This is a genomic window from Parahoeflea olei (assembly GCF_001703635.1).
Taxonomy (GTDB): Bacteria; Pseudomonadota; Alphaproteobacteria; order Rhizobiales; family Rhizobiaceae; genus Hoeflea; species Hoeflea olei.
In genome coordinates this window covers 67816-84473 of sequence record NZ_LQZT01000048.1, presented here as the reverse complement: position 1 = coordinate 84473, position 16658 = coordinate 67816, and the positions used below count along the sequence as shown (strand labels likewise).

At 61.4% G+C, this 16658-nt stretch carries 15 protein-coding genes and 1 tRNA gene; 6 read left to right on the top strand and 10 right to left on the bottom strand.

Translation table 11 applies throughout. The features are described 5' to 3' along the window. A partial coding sequence (locus AWJ14_RS22035) for an HGGxSTG domain-containing protein (RefSeq protein ID WP_425349659.1) occupies positions 1-325 on the top strand: 325 nt, incomplete at its 5' end. Positions 326-365: 40 nt separating this feature from the next. Here the strand turns inward: AWJ14_RS22035 and AWJ14_RS18870 are convergent. The 3 genes from AWJ14_RS18870 to AWJ14_RS18860 form a co-directional block, all read right to left on the bottom strand. Further along, a complete protein-coding gene (locus AWJ14_RS18870; protein WP_066183031.1) occupies positions 366-710 on the bottom strand; it encodes a hypothetical protein in 345 nt (114 codons plus the stop codon). A 550-nt stretch (positions 711-1260) separates the two neighbouring features. Then, complete coding sequence (locus tag AWJ14_RS18865) at positions 1261-1827, bottom strand: hypothetical protein (protein WP_139112702.1); 567 nt, start codon at positions 1825-1827, stop codon at positions 1261-1263. 277 nt (positions 1828-2104) lie between these two features. After that, entirely contained in the window at positions 2105-2890 is a 786-nt protein-coding gene (locus AWJ14_RS18860; RefSeq protein WP_066183026.1) for a hypothetical protein, read from the bottom strand. Positions 2891-3035: 145 nt separating this feature from the next. On the opposite strand from AWJ14_RS18860, the gene AWJ14_RS22030 reads away from it, so the two are divergent. Continuing rightward, on the top strand, positions 3036-3287 hold the full coding sequence (locus AWJ14_RS22030) for a helix-turn-helix domain-containing protein (protein ID WP_083220366.1): 252 nt from the start codon (positions 3036-3038) through the stop codon (positions 3285-3287). A gap of 36 nt (positions 3288-3323) precedes the next feature. Here the strand turns inward: AWJ14_RS22030 and AWJ14_RS22025 are convergent, their stop codons facing one another. The 3 genes from AWJ14_RS22025 to AWJ14_RS18845 form a co-directional block, all read right to left on the bottom strand. Then, positions 3324-4775 (bottom strand): DUF2971 domain-containing protein, encoded by a 1452-nt coding sequence (locus AWJ14_RS22025; protein WP_083220365.1) that lies wholly within the window; start codon positions 4773-4775, stop codon positions 3324-3326. Positions 4776-4814: 39 nt separating this feature from the next. Further along, positions 4815-6029, bottom strand: coding sequence for a tyrosine-type recombinase/integrase (locus AWJ14_RS18850; protein WP_066183020.1), 1215 nt, complete (start codon positions 6027-6029; stop codon positions 4815-4817). Positions 6030-6281: 252 nt separating this feature from the next. After that, a tRNA-Leu gene (locus AWJ14_RS18845) sits at positions 6282-6368 on the bottom strand. Positions 6369-6660: 292 nt separating this feature from the next. Between AWJ14_RS18845 and AWJ14_RS18840 the strand changes: the two genes are divergently transcribed. Beyond that, complete coding sequence (locus tag AWJ14_RS18840) at positions 6661-7539, top strand: DMT family transporter (RefSeq protein WP_245304367.1); 879 nt, start codon at positions 6661-6663, stop codon at positions 7537-7539. 36 nt (positions 7540-7575) lie between these two features. Here AWJ14_RS18840 and lepA read toward each other — a convergent pair whose 3' ends face one another. Then, on the bottom strand, positions 7576-9384 hold the full coding sequence (gene lepA, locus AWJ14_RS18835) for a translation elongation factor 4 (protein ID WP_066183015.1): 1809 nt from the start codon (positions 9382-9384) through the stop codon (positions 7576-7578). A 350-nt stretch (positions 9385-9734) separates the two neighbouring features. On the opposite strand from lepA, the gene AWJ14_RS18830 reads away from it, so the two are divergent. Then, a complete protein-coding gene (locus AWJ14_RS18830) occupies positions 9735-10985 on the top strand; it encodes an O-antigen ligase family protein (RefSeq protein WP_066183012.1) in 1251 nt (416 codons plus the stop codon). A gap of 148 nt (positions 10986-11133) precedes the next feature. On the opposite strand, the gene AWJ14_RS18825 is transcribed toward AWJ14_RS18830, so the two are convergent. Both AWJ14_RS18825 and AWJ14_RS18820 read right to left on the bottom strand, forming a co-directional pair. Further along, on the bottom strand, positions 11134-12450 hold the full coding sequence (locus AWJ14_RS18825) for a SulP family inorganic anion transporter (RefSeq protein ID WP_066183007.1): 1317 nt from the start codon (positions 12448-12450) through the stop codon (positions 11134-11136). Between the two features lie 148 nt (positions 12451-12598). Beyond that, entirely contained in the window at positions 12599-13447 is an 849-nt protein-coding gene (locus AWJ14_RS18820) for a YiiX/YebB-like N1pC/P60 family cysteine hydrolase (protein ID WP_066183549.1), read from the bottom strand. Positions 13448-13568: 121 nt separating this feature from the next. On the opposite strand from AWJ14_RS18820, the gene mbfA reads away from it, so the two are divergent. Both mbfA and AWJ14_RS18810 read left to right on the top strand, forming a co-directional pair. Beyond that, the gene (gene mbfA, locus AWJ14_RS18815; RefSeq protein ID WP_066183005.1) at positions 13569-14552 is read left to right on the top strand and encodes an iron exporter MbfA; all 984 of its coding nucleotides are present in this window, start codon (positions 13569-13571) and stop codon (positions 14550-14552) included. 146 nt (positions 14553-14698) lie between these two features. Then, on the top strand, positions 14699-15895 hold the full coding sequence (locus AWJ14_RS18810; protein WP_066183002.1) for an MFS transporter: 1197 nt from the start codon (positions 14699-14701) through the stop codon (positions 15893-15895). A gap of 24 nt (positions 15896-15919) precedes the next feature. Here the strand turns inward: AWJ14_RS18810 and AWJ14_RS18805 are convergent, their stop codons facing one another. Next, a complete protein-coding gene (locus AWJ14_RS18805; RefSeq protein ID WP_425349658.1) occupies positions 15920-16453 on the bottom strand; it encodes a transglutaminase-like cysteine peptidase in 534 nt (177 codons plus the stop codon). Positions 16454-16658: the final 205 nt, after the last annotated feature.

Below are 16658 nucleotides of genomic sequence, written 5' to 3'. Positions count from 1 at the left end.
GTTGAAATATTTCACGGACAACCCCATGCAACCGGAGAACCTTGCCAACGCGCCGCGTTGTGGAGCACGAACCCGGTCAGGTAGCGAATGCCGGTCCCCTGCCGTCAGAGGCAAGAAGCGGTGCCGTATGCACGGCGGCAAGAATTCGGGCGCACCTAAAGGAAACCGAAATGCTTGGAAGCACGGCAACCGCTCTGCCGAGGCGGAAGAGCAGCTAAAAGTCATCGCCGAAAATAACCGGTTTTTGCGGCTGGTCGATAAGGTTCGGCAGGGTGTAAAATTAAGGACTGAAGAAATGGATGAGATAATTAGCTATCTCGAATAAATAAACCCAAACCGGATTTCTCCGATAAGGGTTTTCGGTATTATTCGGATACCGAAGGATTAAGCAGGGCTTTTAGCTCTGCATAATTTTCTGCAAAGAGTTTCGCGAAAATCGGATCGTCGGCAAGTTCTCGCTGGATCATGGCCTGACGCTTGGCGATGGTCCTTGCTGCATCTTCGAGAAGTTCCTTCTCGTATTTTTCCTGATTGATTTTCGAGCGCTTGGCATGGTTTGCGTCCATGTCATTCATCATGCGTTCGAACATGTTGCCGCCTGTGGCGATACCGTTGACGATCTTGGTTGCTGCCATTGCCGTGTTGCCGATGGTATCGAACACGTTGACGGTGGCGTTGGATGCTGAAGAAAGCACAGAGGTCGAGGACATTGGTGATTGCTCCTATGGGTTAATACCATAGGGCGCGTGAGCGCCGGTGTAGCCGGGGTGTAGCCAGATTGTGTGGCTCATAGGATCAGGGGGGGGAGGTCTCCAAATTCGCGGCTTTTCGGCCCGAACACTACCCACGTCAATTGCTACGAGCATTTGCGCTATGCAAAAAATATGGCGCAGAAAATCATCTATTGAATATAATATAATATAATATTTTCAATGAAATAGCCTCTCGCCACTCCTCCTGCTGGTTCCTGACCCGTTCGGAACGAAGGCTACCCACCGGTCCGAGCGCAGCGAGGAGCCGGTGAGGTTAAGCCGGGAGTGGAGAACGGGGCGGGAACCAGAGAGAAGAATATAAATCCCATTTAAATATTACTCCCTGATTTTTCGGCTTTTCCCTCTGGTTCACTGTGGAAAATCTGAAACGCCATATCGACGCAAACGGAAATCGGCACGGCGTTGAAACACGGCACAGTGATCAGCGCCCGATTTGGCGGCTGGTCGGGGTTGCAAGCTGGATCGGGCGCGGGTGAAGGGCATTCTTTCACTGACCAAGCCGTTTCTTAGCCGCTCTCTGTTGCTTGACACATTCTTCGACGCCTACCCAATAATCACCGAACGTCTTTCGGCAGAACTGGAAGATTGGATCGTTTGACACCGCCTGCTGGGCAACCTCTTTGTTAGCTTGCCCGTAAACAAAGCGAGTGCCGCTTTTTTGCAAAACGGCGCATTCTAGCGCTGCCTGCTTTGTCGGCTCTTTTGAGCACTCTCGCATGACGTTAATCTTCCACTGCTGAACGAACTGGTTTGCTAAACCCGGCTTGTTCTCCGGCAACAATTCTGCTTTCCAGAAACCAACTTCGTGAATTTCAGTGAAGCAAGTCAGCGCCGCATCAACGTCGGACATCATGCCACATGCGTCCTTCAGCCGCTTTTCGTCATATTGGATACAGCAGGTCTCTGAAGTCTTGAAGACCTTCGCGCACTGCGTAGCAACTGCGCTGTCGCTGAGGATGGCTTCACATGTGCGAACTTGATCTTCCTTCTGCGCTGATTGCGCCGAAGCGGAAGTTGGGAAGAGCAACAACAACAAAATTAATAGAAATCTCATCTACGACCCTCACTAATCCCGCCCCTGCTCGAACAGTAGTCAAGCAGGTAGACCCCAATGAATAAGGGGGGTATTAAACCTACTATTCGTGTTTTCTTCCCTTGATTCAAGCGCCGCTCGGCCCATTTCCTCCTCCACCATCCCGGCCCCGCCCCGCCTGCGGCGGGCGGGTTGGGCGGCACGGATGGAATGCGCCTCACTGGGTAAGCAAGCAGACAGGGGAGGAGGAAGAACAGAGCCGCCGTCTGACTACGTGCGGCACCATTCCTCTAGCCGCTCAGCCCGCCCGCACGAACGCTGCCGCCCTGCGCGTCATCCAGACAATTGTCGAGAGGATGAGAAACAGCACGAGTGGTGCAAGGGTAAGGCCGATGCGATGGACCCAGAATTCACGCTCGATTTTGTTAATTTCGTTGCCAACAGCATTACGCAAGAGCGTAAGGCTCCGCTGAGCTTCCGGGCTTGGCGCGAAAGAAACATAACCGCTCCAGTCGTCGCCGACGCAGACAGCATTGTATGGACCCGGATTTGGGAACCATGAAAGCGGCTCCATGTCGTATTCCAAGGTGTTGCAGAACAAAAATATGTCACCTCCGAAATCAGCCGACCGTTCGTCTTTGCCGATCCCGAGATGCAGTGTTGCGGTCCGCCCGATCATTTTCTGTACCGCCGTCTCTGCAGCCCGAGGGGCTCGCAGGCCGTTGTACAAGACGATAATCTGCACCGTCACACGGCCAACCGTTGTAGCATCAGCCTCAACAAGGTAGCGCACATTCCTGTGCTCGACAGCAGGGCCGGACACCTCGAAGCGGGGCGGCATTTCGGTCTCGTTGGCGAAGCTGCGAGGGTTTCTGAGGCTGTTGACGCAAAGCTCAAGGTCTCCGAACTGAGAACAGCGGATATCCACATAGCGTGCAAATGGCATGATAAAAGCCGAGAGGCCAAACCCAAGCAGCAGAAGCGGCAATGACGCCACCAAAAGCAATCTCTTATATTTCCCCAATGCGACAAAGCTCTCCTGAATTCGAACATCCTGTTGCCATCGCTCAAAGCCGGTTCTCATATCCCGCCACGTCCATAATCGGTCGCCGATGAGCCGGCATTAAATAAAACGTATAAGTGTGATTATTGATAAAATCCATCATAAAAGCGTTATTCACACTTATACGATGTGGTGAATAGGACAAAGGAAGGCGACCACATGCAGCATGGCCGCCGTCGATCAAGACCTTATACCGTTGGCAGAAGCCGTTCGTCGGTTAAGGAAGGCACGTGGCCTGACGCAAGAGGAATTATCCGGCCTGACGGACCTGCATCAGAACCACATTGGCGGCATAGAGCGCGGTGAGCGAAACATCACTGTGAAAAGCCTCTTGGCATTGGCAAGAGCGCTGGGTGTGCAGCCTGCGGAGTTGTTTGTTGGATATCCTCTGCGAATAGATGATGCTACGGGCGTCTAGAGTTTAGGTCACGCTGCTTGATCTTCGTAACCAGTGCTACTCTGATCGCGTGTGTTCCATCAGGCTCAGATAGTGAGCCTCTATCCGTCCTGATCGAGCGTTGTAGCGAGCCTGAAAGAGCTTGAATGGCTCGGTCACTGTTCTGCTCTCAAGCTTTTTATCAAGGATACGCATGATCCGCACCTTGTCTGATAGGCTCGTGTTGATTCCGAAAATGATGCCGTCAAGTGTGTTGTAGTCATACGTAAAAGTACGACCGTCATGCGAATCGTGGATACCTAGAATGTCTGAGATCACTATCCTCAATTCTTCCTCATGCTGCCAGTCTGGAAGTTTGCGCAAGAGCGGCGGCGTGAAATTCTCCCAGTAACCGTTTCGCCACGCTTCCTCTTTCTCCGGGTTTAGATGTTCGGCAAGAGAGGATGTGTTGCCGTCATCATCACGAAACCAGTTGCGTAGCGTTGAGTCCAAAGGTAGTCGACCAATGTTGGTGAAAAATTCAATCCGCTGCTCGTGCGTGGTGTAACGCACCCGGTCTACTGGCAGGTCTAGGTTGCTTCGAAAAGTGCCTCCAGCCCCGTAACCGCCCGGCCCCCTTAAGCGAAGTCTAACCCTGTCACCTGTTTCCTGTTTTCGGAAAACAAGGCAGCAGCCGCGATGATTTCCAGCATAGTAGCTCCACATTGCTGCATTGTCGTGACGCGCTGAAAAGCAAGCCACGTACCATGGTGGGTAAACAAGCTTTAGAAGACTGTTGAGGTATTCTGAAGTGAATTCAAAAAAAAGGCTTTCGCGTTTCGGCTTTAATACGTCCGCTTGCTGCGTGGCCGACAAAAGCGTCATTTGCTCAGCCATGTGTTGTTGAACTTCATGCAATACATCGACGCCATGGGCTGAAAGCTGATCTTGGACTTGCGGAATTGTAGTCTGAAGAGTTCGCAGAAGGTTGACCAAGCCGGATGGGTCGGGGGTATTCCCCTCCGTAGGTGGGGCCAAGTCTCGTTTAGCGAAAACCAGATGAACCGTGAAAAGCCAATCGATATGGACCGTGCGGAGCAATTGCTGCAGTTCTGAGAAACTAATGTTTCGTTCTGCGCTTGCGAGAAGATCGATTAGAGCAGCGTGAAGATCACCGGCTTCCACCGCCGCGATGCAAGCTTCGCAGAGCGATTTTGCTTCAGGCGTTGGAAAGTTGTCCAACGACTGAAAGACCGAAATCGTGTTGGGCGTCAGGCGCTCTATATCTTCAGTCAAGAGCGCTTCGAAGAACCGATTGTGCAGGCAAATGATGTAGTGCCGCAGGAGGTTGCGCCACGTGATACGATCACCGCGCCAATAAACCTGCCTTACTCCCTCCATGGGGTCATTTAGATTTTCGGGTGAAGCAAAATAGATCGTTTGGCGCTCAAGTTCTTTGCGCTCACCAAGTAGCGCATCAATTGAACGATATCTGAATACGGCGTTTCCAAAGTGCGAATCTAAATTCATTAGCCGAATAATGGACCATCAAGTACCGGAATCAAATACCTAGGTTCTCTGTTGCATGGAGATGACATTTCCGCCTTGCAGACGGTCTAGCTCCCCAGCCCACCACTCGGCCATCCTCACCCGCTCATCCCAATAGGTCGCCCGGTGATATGCTTTGCGAACCTGATCGGCACCGAGATGGGCAAGTTCGGCCTCTATAGCGTCCGGGTTCCATTTGCCACTTTCGTTCAACAGAGATGAGGCGCTGGAACGGAAACCGTGTGAGGTGTGTTCTTCCTTGGTATAGCCCATGCGCCGGAGCGCGGCGTTCAGGGTGTTTTCGCTCATGGGCCGCTGACGCGTATGGACGGCGGGAAAGGCGAGAGGGCCTCCGCCCGTCAGCTTTTGCAGTTCCTTGAGCAGATCGACGGCAGCGCTCGACAAAGGCTTCTTGTGCTCCCGGCGCATCTTCATGCGGCTGGCCGGTATTGTCCATGTTGCCGCCTCAAGATCGAATTCGCTCCATTCGGCTTGCCGCAATTCACCCGGACGCGGGAAGAGGAGCGCCATAAGCTGCAACGCTATTCGCGTTTCCGGCATACCGTCATAGGCCCACACGGCCCGTATGAGCGCGCCGAACCTATCCGAGGTGGTGATGGCGGCATGGTGGCTGACCGTGGGGGCTGTGAGCGCTCCTCGAAGCCCGCTGGTCGGATCGGTCTCGGCTCTCGCCGTGGCGATGGCATAGCGGAATACCTGCCCTATGGTTCCCCGCATCCGCCTTGCAGTTTCAAGGTTGCCCACGGCTTCAATCTTGCGAAGGCAGTCGAGGATTTCCTTCGCGGTGATTTCGGTTATGGGCCTGCTTCCAAGGTCGGCACAGGCCATATCGAGAAGCCAGCGCTTCTTATTGAGCGTGGTCTCGGCCTTGCCTTCCGTATGGTTCTTGGCAAGAAGCTCATCGGCAATTGTGCGGAAGGTATTTTCCGTGACGGCGAGCTTTGCCGCCTTCTCCGCCTTTGCAGCGGTGCCGGGATCGGTGCCAGCCGCCAGCAGCGCCTTTGCCTCTTCACGCCTCTTTCGTGCGGCGGCCAGCGAGACGGTGGGATATGCCCCGAGGGCAAGCGTCTTCTGCTTGCCCTCGAAGCGGTAGGAAAGCCGCCACAGCTTTGAGCCGTTCGGCGTCAGCAGGACATGCAGCCCGCCGCCATCGCTATGCTTTGTTGGCACGCCGGATGATTTCAGATTGCGGATGTTGGTATCTGTAAGCGCCATGTTGGTATCCCCCGGCCCTGCTGGTGGGCTTTGCCAAAGCCTCGGAAACCTTGAGCTTTTGGCGCTCCTCGCCGGAACCTGTTGGTATCGAAACCCCGAGAAATCGGGATTCTGGTCAATGTACCAACAGATATACCAACAAAGTTTCCGGCTGCAAGCGGACGGGAGCGGACACCAGAAAACAAAAAAGCCCGGAAAACCGGGCTTTTTGCGGCGTCTCTGAACATCCACGGACGTTCCGAAACATGAAATTGGTGCCCAGAAGAGGACTCGAACCTCCACACCGTTGCCAGTACCAGCACCTGAAGCTGGCGCGTCTACCAATTCCGCCATCTGGGCATGCGGGCGGATTTAGGCGTTGGAGCGGGCTGTGTCAACGGCAGAATGCAGGACCGGTGCAATTATCTTCACTATCTTGCGTACGAAGCCGGTGCGCGGCCCCATCGCCGCCCCACCGGTAGCGCCAACAGGCGGAAAACATTCGCCTTTGCGCCGGCCGCCGCTCCGTTCGCGCCCCGCAATGTCGCGGGTGCTGGCGTGCGGACCGCGTTTTCCGGATTATGAGGGAATCATGGACCAGCTTGCCGCCCCCTTGCCTCATTCCGCCGCGCCCGCCCCGGACAGATCCGACATGCGTCAGGGCGCGCTCCTGGTGTTCGGCGCGGCCCTGGCCTGGAGCTTCGGCGGCGCGATCGCCCGCGGCCTCACCGTGAGCGATTCCTGGACCGTGATCGCCTGGCGCTCGTTTTTCGCCGCCGTGTTCCTGCTGGGCTTCATGCTCTGGCGCGACGGGCCGGCCGGCACGCTACGGCTGTTCCGCACCATGGGCCTTGCCGGCCTCGGCGTGGCGCTTTGCTTTGCCACGGCGTCGATCTCCTTCGTGGTGGCGCTCGGCTACACCACGGTCGCCAATATCCTGTTGATGCAGGCCGGCGTGCCGCTGATCGCGGCGCTTCTCGGCGTCGTCTTCCTGGGCGAGGCGGTGGACCGCGTCACCTGGGCGGCAATCCTGGCGGTGATCGCCGGCATCGCGGTGATGGTGTCCGATTCCTTCGCCGCCAATGTCTCCTTCATCGGCGACGGGCTGGCGCTGCTGATCGCGGTGGTGTTTGCCGCGGCCACCGTGATCACCCGGCGCCATGCCGGCGTGCGCATGACGCCCGCCGTCTGCCTCGGGGTGATCATCGGCACGGTGGTGGGCGCGGTTCTTTCCTCGGGGCTGATGGTGAGCGCGCGCGATTTCGGGCTGCTGTTCCTGTTCGGCGCCTTCAATCTCGGGCTCGGCATGGCGCTGTTTGCCACCGGCGCGCGGCTGATCCCCTCGGCGCTGGCGGCGTTGATCTCGACCATGGAGCCGGTGCTGGGGCCGGTCTGGGTGTGGCTGATTCACGCGGAAGTGCCGGCGCCGCGAACGCTCGTCGGCGGCGGCGTGGTGTTCCTGGCGCTCGTCGCCCACATTCTCTGGCAATGGCGCCGCAGCCGGCGCACGGCACTGCCGCTGCCGAACTGATCCGGCAGCCGGGCAGGCGGTTTCCGCGGCGAATGTCTATTCGCCGATCTTCAGCGCCTCGATGAAGGCTTCCTGCGGGATCTCGACCTTGCCGAACTGGCGCATGCGTTTCTTGCCGGCCTTCTGCTTGTCGAGAAGCTTGCGCTTGCGGGTGGCGTCGCCGCCATAGCACTTGGCGGTCACGTCCTTGCGCATCGCCGAGATGGTCTCGCGCGCCACCACCTTGCCGCCGATGGCGGCCTGGATCGGGATCTTGAACATGTGCCGCGGGATCAGGTCCTTGAGCTTCTCGCACATGGCGCGGCCGCGCTTTTCCGCAGCCGACCGGTGCACCAGCATCGACAGCGCGTCGACCGGCTCCTCGTTGACCAGGATCGACATCCGCACCAGGTCGCCTTCCTGGTAGCCGGTGATCTGGTAGTCGAAGCTGGCATAGCCCTTGGAGATCGATTTCAGCCGGTCGTAGAAATCGAACACCACCTCGTTCAAAGGCAGCGCATAGGTCACCATCGCCCGCTTGCCGACATAGGAGAGGTCGGTCTGGATGCCGCGGCGATCCTGGCACAGTTTCAGGATCGAGCCAAGATATTCGTCGGGCGTCAGGATCGTGGCCTTGATCCACGGCTCCTCGATCGACTTGATCCGCACCACGTCCGGCATGTCGGCCGGATTGTGCAGTTCGACCACGTCGCCATTGGTCATGTTCATCCGGTAGACCACCGACGGCGCGGTGGCAATCAGGTCGAGATTGAACTCGCGCTCAAGCCGTTCCTGGATGATCTCGAGATGCAGAAGCCCCAGGAAGCCACAGCGGAAGCCGAAGCCGAGCGCGGCCGAGGTTTCCATCTCGAACGAGAACGAGGCGTCGTTGAGCCTCAGTTTGCCCATCGCCGCGCGCAGGTCCTCGAAATCGGCGGCGTCCACCGGGAACAGCCCGCAGAATACCACCGGTTGCGCCGGCTTGAAGCCGGGCAGGGGGGCTGCCGTCGGGCGCCGTTCCTCGGTGATCGTGTCGCCCACGCGGGTGTCGGCCACTTCCTTGATCGAGGCGGTGATGAAGCCGATCTCGCCGGGGCCGAGCGCGTCCACGGTGACAAGCTTGGGCGTGATCACGCCGATCCGCTCCACGGTGTAGCGCGCGTCCGTGCCCATCAGCCGAATCTGCTGGCCCTTCTTCATTTCCCCATCGATCACCCGCACCAGCACGATCACGCCGAGATAGGTGTCGTACCAGCTGTCGACCAGCATGGCTTTCAGCGGATCCTTGAGCGTGCCGCCCTTGGGAGCCGGCAGCCGGGTCACGATCGCTTCGAGCACGTCGGCGATGCCGAGCCCGGTCTTGGCGGAAATCATCACCGCGTCGGAGGCGTCGAGCCCGATCACTTCCTCGATCTGTTCCTTGATGCGGTCGGGTTCGGCCGCCGGCAGGTCGATCTTGTTCAAGACCGGCACGATCTCGTGATCGGCATCGAGCGCGGCATAGACGTTTGCGAGCGTCTGCGCCTCCACGCCCTGGCTGGCATCGACCACCAGCAGCGAGCCTTCGCAGGCCCGGAGCGAGCGCGAGACTTCATAGGCGAAGTCGACATGGCCCGGCGTGTCGATCAGGTTGAGCACATACATCTCGCCGTCCTTGGCGGTGTAGTGCAGCCTGACCGTCTGCGCCTTGATGGTGATGCCGCGCTCCTTCTCGATATCCATCGAGTCGAGCACCTGCTGGCTCATCTCCCGGTCGGCCAAGCCGCCGCAGGTCTGGATCAACCGGTCGGCAAGGGTCGACTTGCCGTGATCGATATGGGCGACGATCGAAAAGTTCCGAATGTGGGAAAGCGGGGTGTGTGTCATAGGCCGCGATTTAGCAGGACCGTGGAAAAAGGCAATCGCGGAAACTCCGGCCCCGCAGCACGGGCGTGCGGTTTGCCGGGCGGATTCGGAGGCCTCCCGCCCCGGCCGGACACGCCACATGCCGCCGCCGCGCAAGATTGTCCCGGCACAACGGGCGCTTGAGCTGAGGGCGGGCTGTGTTTATAAGCGACACGTAAAGAGCCGTGGCAGGCTCGGGGCGCGGGACAGGCAAGGAAATAAACCGGTGCAAATCTCCAGTAGATGAAAGTATCTCGTGACAAAGATGACCCCGGACGTGGCTTTTTCGGCATGATTGCCTGCGGGTTTCTGGCGGATGACAGGGGCCCGCAATGATTCGCCCGGTCATCGACTTTCTGTTTCGGCCCCAATTCGAGAGCTACGGCCGGATCAACCTGGCATTCTATTCCATCGTGCTCTGTCTGGCTGCTTTCATCGGCAGCACCGTGTCGGTCGTGGTGATCGCCGGTGCGGTGTTCAGCAGCTTTCATCTCGGCACGGGCCGGCTGAAATGGTCTCCGCCCGAACCGATCCGGCTCGTTTTCTTCGCCTTTGCCGGCCTGTTCGTGGCCGATCTCGTTTCGGCAGCGGTTCATCCGAGCGGGATCGCCGCCAAGGAAGTGATCGAGAACCTGCCTTTCCTGGGCTTTGCCGGCTTGTACGCGATCACCGTCGCCGACCGGGCGCAACTGCTCGACGCGGTCGAAAAGACCGCCGCCATCGCCTCGCTGCTTGCGGTCCCGGTGTTGCTGGCCGTGACCCCGGCGGACCACCGGCCGGAAATGGCATCCGGGAACTCGAGCGTGCTCGCCCTGCTGGCAACGGTTCTCTATCTCGTCACCATCGGTGCCGCGGACCGGCGCTGGAACCGGTGGTCCTTCGTGTTTCTGGCGGCGGCGCTGTGTGCGGCCTTCGTCACCGTGCTGTCCGGCAGCCGCGCCATGTGGCTGGCGCTGGTCCTTGTCCCCGTGCTGCGGCTGGTGATGTATCGCCCGCTCCGGCGGATCGTGACGGGGCTTCCGGCCCTCGTCGCGCTGATGGCATGCGGTGCGGCGCTGTTGGCGCTGTCTTCCCAGGTTTTCGACCAGCGCATGCAGGAGGCCGTCAGCGAGTTTCAAGCGATCGAGGAAGGGGATCTCTCCGGTTCGATCGGGCAACGGCTCCGCATCTACAGTGCGGGATACGAGCTGGTTCTCGAAAGGCCGCTGCTCGGCTACGGGCCGGGCAACGAACGCAAGGAAATCGCCGACAGGACCCTGGAATTGTTCGGGGAGGGCATTTCCTTCAGCCATGCCCACAACGTGGCGCTTTCGGTGATGCTTCGCTCGGGCCTGCTCGGCCTCCTCGCGCTGCTGGCGGTCGTCATCGTGCCGATCGTGGCTGCGGCCCGGGCCCCCAAGGATGACACCGGCAAGGCAGGCTTCTTCCTGGTCTGCGGGTTCATAACCGTCTATCTGTGCTCCGGACTGGTGGGGCTGATGCTGGGGCACGACATCCACGATGCCGTCTTTATCGCAAGTGTCTGCTTTTCCCTCTACCTGGTGTTCGGTCGCGGGGACGCGCCGCAGCAGGCCGGGCGCTGAGGCCCACCGGCGGCCTTGGTCGAACCGGCCTTTTCGTGCGCCCGGTTTCGGGCGGCTCCATGCTTGCCGCGGACACGGAGCCGGCCTTCAGCGCTTTACGGGACGCAGGGCCGCCGATGCCGGATGGCTCCGGCGGCCCGCGCAAGCTTCAGCGGTCGGGGGCGTGCCAGTCCGATTCCGGCAGGCCGCGGCGCTTGAGCCTAAGCATCAGGCCGACGGCCACCCCGGCGCCGATCGCCACCGTGAGGTCCGCGAGCACGGTCAGGACCAGGGTCATCAACAGCAGCACCTGATCGGACCTGCGGGTACGCATGCGCTCCATGAAATGCTGCGGCTCGGCCATGTTCCAGGCCGTCAGCACCAGCACGGCGGCCAGCGCCGGCAACGCGAGCAGCCCTGCCAGCGGCGCCGCCAGCATCATGAAGGCGAGCAGGAACAGCGCGTGCAGGATCCCCGCCATCGGTGTCTTCGCGCCGGCGCGGATATTGGTGGCTGTGCGGGCGATCGCGCCGGTGGCCGGAAGCCCGGCGAACAGTGCCGACGCGCAGTTGGCAACGCCCTGCGCCACGATTTCGGTGTTGGACCGGTGCGCTGTGCCTGCCATCCGGTCCGCGACCAGAGCCGACAGCAGGGATTCCACGCCCGCGAGAAAGGCGATGATCAGCGCCGAGGGCAGCAGGTCCACGAGCCGTTCGAGCGTGATCGAGGGCAAAGTGGGGCTCGGCAGGCTCGACTGGATCGCGCCGAAGCGGCTGGCGATGGTTTCGACGTCGAGCCCGAACACCGCCACCGCCGCCGAGGTCAGGCCCACGGCGACGACCAGCCCGGGCAGTTTGGGCGCGGCGCGCCGGAAGGCGACGATCAGGACCATGGTCACGACCGCGATCACTGCGCTCGGTGCCGAGAAGCTGCCCGCGCTCTGCCACAAGACCTCAAGCTTGGGAATGAAGTCGGCCGGCATCTTGCCCTCGACGGTCAACCCGAAGAAGTCCGCGATCTGGCTTGAGCCGATGATCACGCCGATGCCGATGGTGAAGCCGTTGATCACCGGTTCCGGCACATGCCGGATCAGCCGTCCGGCACGGAACACGCCGGCGACGATCAGGATCAGCCCGGCCATGAAGGTGGCGAGCACCAGTCCGTCGTAGCCGTGGTCGAGGATCACCGAATAGACCACGACGATGAAGGCGCCGGTCGGCCCGCCGATCTGCACCCGGCTGCCGCCGAGCGCGGAGATGACGAAGCCTGCGACAATGGCGGTGACGAGGCCGACGCCGGGATTGGCGCCCGAGGCGATGGCGATCGCCATCGCCAGCGGCAGGGCGACCATGGCCACGGTCAGGCCGGCGCCGAAATCCGCCAGGAAGGTCGGCCCGTCATAGGTCCGCAAGGTCGTCAGGATCTTTGGATGGAAAATTCCATGGCGTTTCCGGGCGGTTTCCGCCGCCTCGGCCTGGTCGTTCATGACAATACCCCGAAACTGTTGAAGACGCCGCCTGCGCGGGCTTGCCGGCAAGGCAGGCCCCGGATCTCGCAAGATGCGGCGCGGCGGCATCCCCATGCGCGATGGGGCGCGTCGCGTCGACCACTCTCCCGCCCGGCGGGGCCGAATGTCAATCCGTCTGCTGGTGAATTTCGCGCGTGGGTTCCGCTTCGCGCCCGCGCTTGTCGCCCCATTCGAGCCGCTTGTAGTCGAAACCGTATTCGAGCGTCGGCTTGACGATACGGAAATAGGGCGAGAGGTCGAAATCGCGCGGGGCAAACAGCGAATGGTGCCGGATATGCAGGATTTCGCGTCGGGAATAGTCCGAATCGGCGCGCTGCCGCCCGGGAGCCAGCGTCACCTCGGGCAGGATCGGGTATTTCACCGCCTGAAACGCCTGGGCGATCATCGAGGAACAGATCGCCCGGGTGGGATCGCCCGAGCCGAAGGCGATCATCCGCCGCCGCCAGGCCACCGGAACCGGCGGGGTCGGAAAGAAATAGCGCAACAGGTCGAAGATGTTCTTCATGTCGTAGCGGACGCCGAGCCGGGCGATCATGTAGTCCACGACGGCGGCGCGGTCTTCCGGCGTCAGCCCGACGGGGCGGCAGATCCGGGTGTTGAAGCGTGTGTATTTCGACAGCGGCACGGCCACGCAGCCTTCGCCGAGATTGACCTCGACGAGCCGGGGATGGTCGACGAGCGTCCCATCCCGCGCCCCGTCCTCGGGTTTCAGGGCATCGCCGACATAGAGGGCGGCATGCGACCAGGTTGACTGCGTGAGATACTTGATCGCCGCGGAAACCTTCTGGTTGCCTTCCACCAGCAGGATGTCGCCGGGCCGGAGCGTGCGCGACAGCGTCTCTGGGTCGGAGGGGGTATAGGGCTCGTATCCGGGATTGGTCGAATGCAGCCGCCTGGCCAGGAACCGTCCCAGGCGGTCGAGCAGCGTATCGGGCAAGGTGCGCGCATCGGTCATGGTGAAGCCTTGCCCCGCCAGCCGTGTCGGATCAACCCACATCGCTTCAACTTTCCGTTTTCGGCTTGCAAACCCCGCTGCCGGCGCTTAGTTTAGAATCATTCTAAAAGGAGTCTCCGCCATGCTGTCCCGCCTCGCAGGCTTGAACCGCCGGCCATTCGATTCGCTCACCGAGCAGGAAATCCTCGCGCTGGCGATCTCGTCGGAAGAAGACGACGCCCGCATCTACCTCGCCTATGCCGACCATCTGCGCGACGACTATCCCAATTCGGCCCGGGTGTTCGAGGAGATGGCGGTGGAGGAGGGCGACCATCGGGCGCGCCTGATCGAGCGCCACAAGGCGCGCTTCGGCGACCGGATCCCGCTCATTCGCCGCGAGCATGTGCGCGGCTATTACGAGCGCAAGCCGGACTGGCTGATGAAGAACCAGCCGGTCGACAGGATCCGGCAGGCTGCCGAAGACATGGAGGCCCGCGCCCATGAGTTCTACCTGGCCGCCGCCCGCCGCACCTCGGACGCCGACACCCGCAAGCTCCTGGGTGATCTGGCGCTCGCCGAAAAAGGCCATGAATCGCTCGCCCGGCGGCTCGGTCTTGAGCACACGCCCGACGATGTCCAGGCCGAGGAGGCGCAGACCGCGCGCCGCAAGTTCATCCTGACCTATGTCCAGCCGGGGCTGGCCGGCCTGATGGACGGTTCGGTCTCCACGCTGGCGCCGATCTTCGCCACCGCCTTTGCCACCGGCGACACCTGGACCACCTTTCTGGTCGGCCTGTCGGCGTCGGTCGGTGCGGGCATTTCGATGGGCTTCACCGAAGCCGCCCATGATGACGGGGTGATCTCGGGGCGCGGATCGCCGCTCAAGCGCGGCCTCGCCTCCGGGGTGATGACGGCGATCGGCGGGCTGGGCCACGCGCTGCCCTATCTGATCCCCGATTTCACCCTTGCGACCACGGTCGCCATCGCCGTCGTCTTCGTCGAACTCTGGGTCATTGCCTGGATCCAGAACCATTGGATGGAAACGCCCTGGAGCCGGGCGATCTTCCAGGTGGTGCTCGGCGGCGCGCTGGTCTTTGCCGCCGGCATGCTGATCGGCAACGCGTGACCTCGGGCCGGTGGCCTGCCTGCCGGCCCGGGCGTCCGGGCCGGCCGGGGCCTGAAAACCGGGCCGCCGCGTGGTGAAGGCGGCTTGACCTTTTGCGGGCGCTGGCGTCACATCGGTCCGGCAATCACATCAGCTTCCGCGGCCCCATGAAAGTCCTTCCCTCGACCATCGGTCTGGGTGTCACCATGACCATCGGTTACGGGACGCTCTATTACTCCTTCGCCGTGCTCGCGCCGCAGATCTCCCTGGAATTCGGCTGGGAGCAGAGCTTCGTCTTTGCCATCTTCTCGATCGGGCTGCTGGCCGGCGCCGTCTCTGCGCCCATCGTCGGCTCCATGATCGACCGTTTCGGCGCCCGCTGGGTCATGAGTGCCGGGTCGCTGGCAGCGGGGGCCACGCTCGCGCTGATGGCGGTGATGCAGACGGCCTGGCAGTTCACGGCTCTGGCGCTGGCCGCGGAATTCGTGGCGATTGCGGTTCAGTATGATGCCGGCTTCGCGGCACTGGCCCAGCGCTACGGGCGCAACGCCCGCGCCGAAATCACCCTCGTCACCCTGATCGCCGGCTTCGCGTCCACCATCTTCTGGCCGCTGGTCCAGTGGCTCTTGACCCAGATGAGCTGGCGCGAGGTCTATCTTGTCCTCGCCGCGATGAACCTCATGATCGCGCTGCCGATCCACCTGACCATGCCGAAGGGACGGCAGACGCCGCCCGAGAGCTTGGCCGGTGCGCGCAGCCCCGCTGCACCCCGCTTTGCCATTCCGCCTGCCGGCCCCCGTCCGATGATCCTGATGGGCGTCAGCCTGGCAAGCGGCGGCTTTGTCGTCTCGGCCGTGGGGGCATCGCTGCTGATCCTTCTTGACGACATCGGATTTGCCACGGCCACCGCGACGCTGGCCGCAAGCTGCATCGGTCCGTCGCAAGTGGGGGCGCGGCTGTTCGAATATGCGCGCCGCAGCCGGTTTTCGCCGCCCGCGACGGCGATCATCGCCGCCTCGGTGATGCTGCTCGGTCTGGTCCTGCTCGGCGCGACGCTGATCGCGCCGGTCGCGGCCCTGGTTTTCGCCTTTGCGGTGATGTACGGCGCGGGGCAGGGCCTGACCTCGATCGTGCGCGGCATGCTGCCGCTGCATTACTTCGGCCCGGAGGGCTATGGCCGCCGCACCGGCAAGTTGACCGGCTTTCGCATGGTGCTCTCCGCGGCCGCGCCCTTCACCATCATCGCCCTCAACGAGCGCGCGGGAACGGCAGCCGCCATCGGCTGTCTCGTCGCGCTGTCGCTTCTGTCGATGCTGGCCTTGCTGGCGCTGGTGCGGCTGATGCGGGAGACGGACCCCGACTGAACCGGACTTCCGGTTTCGACCGGCCTATTTCAGGGCGCCCACCAGCACGTCCGAGCCGTTTTCGATGGTGACCCACCGGCCCGAACTGTTCGACGCCTGCCGCTTGAGATAGCTGTAGGGCGTCTCCCGCCAGTTCTTGATCTCGTCGACGAGGTTGTCGAGCACGAAATCGCCCTCGGAGGTTCTCAGCGTCAGCACCGCATGGCCTTCGCCGTCCGGCTTGCGCACCACCGTGATCAGCACGTCGCCGGGCGAGAAGCCGCGCTCGATCAGCATCCGCCGCTTGAGCAGGACATAGTCCTCGCAGTCGCCGGCGACGTCGGGATAGGCCCAGACCTCTTCCTTGCCGTACAATTCCATGTCGGTCTTCGGCATCACGGAGAAGTTGACCGCCCGGTTGATCTCGCGGATCACGTCCCAGCCGTAATCCGTCACCTTCGGCGCGGCGCCCGATCCCTTGACCGGGCCGCACTCGTTGGCATGCTTCTGGCAGAATTCGTAATGGCCGATGGGCTGCGAGGTGATGCGGCCGGTGCGCATCGACAGATCGGAGGCCATGCCCCCGGCCGGGATCACGACAGACGCGATCAGGGCGATCAATGCCCGCTTTGTCAGTCCCGGTCCGCACAACATTGCCGGTGAACCCCACGCCGTACCAGTTTCGTTAACAAAGAGTTAACATTGTAAGGGCGCGGAGAGTCAATCGCAGCTGGTCGGGCTTCTGTCGACATGGTTACCGGGCGGGGCATTTTGATCACACCTG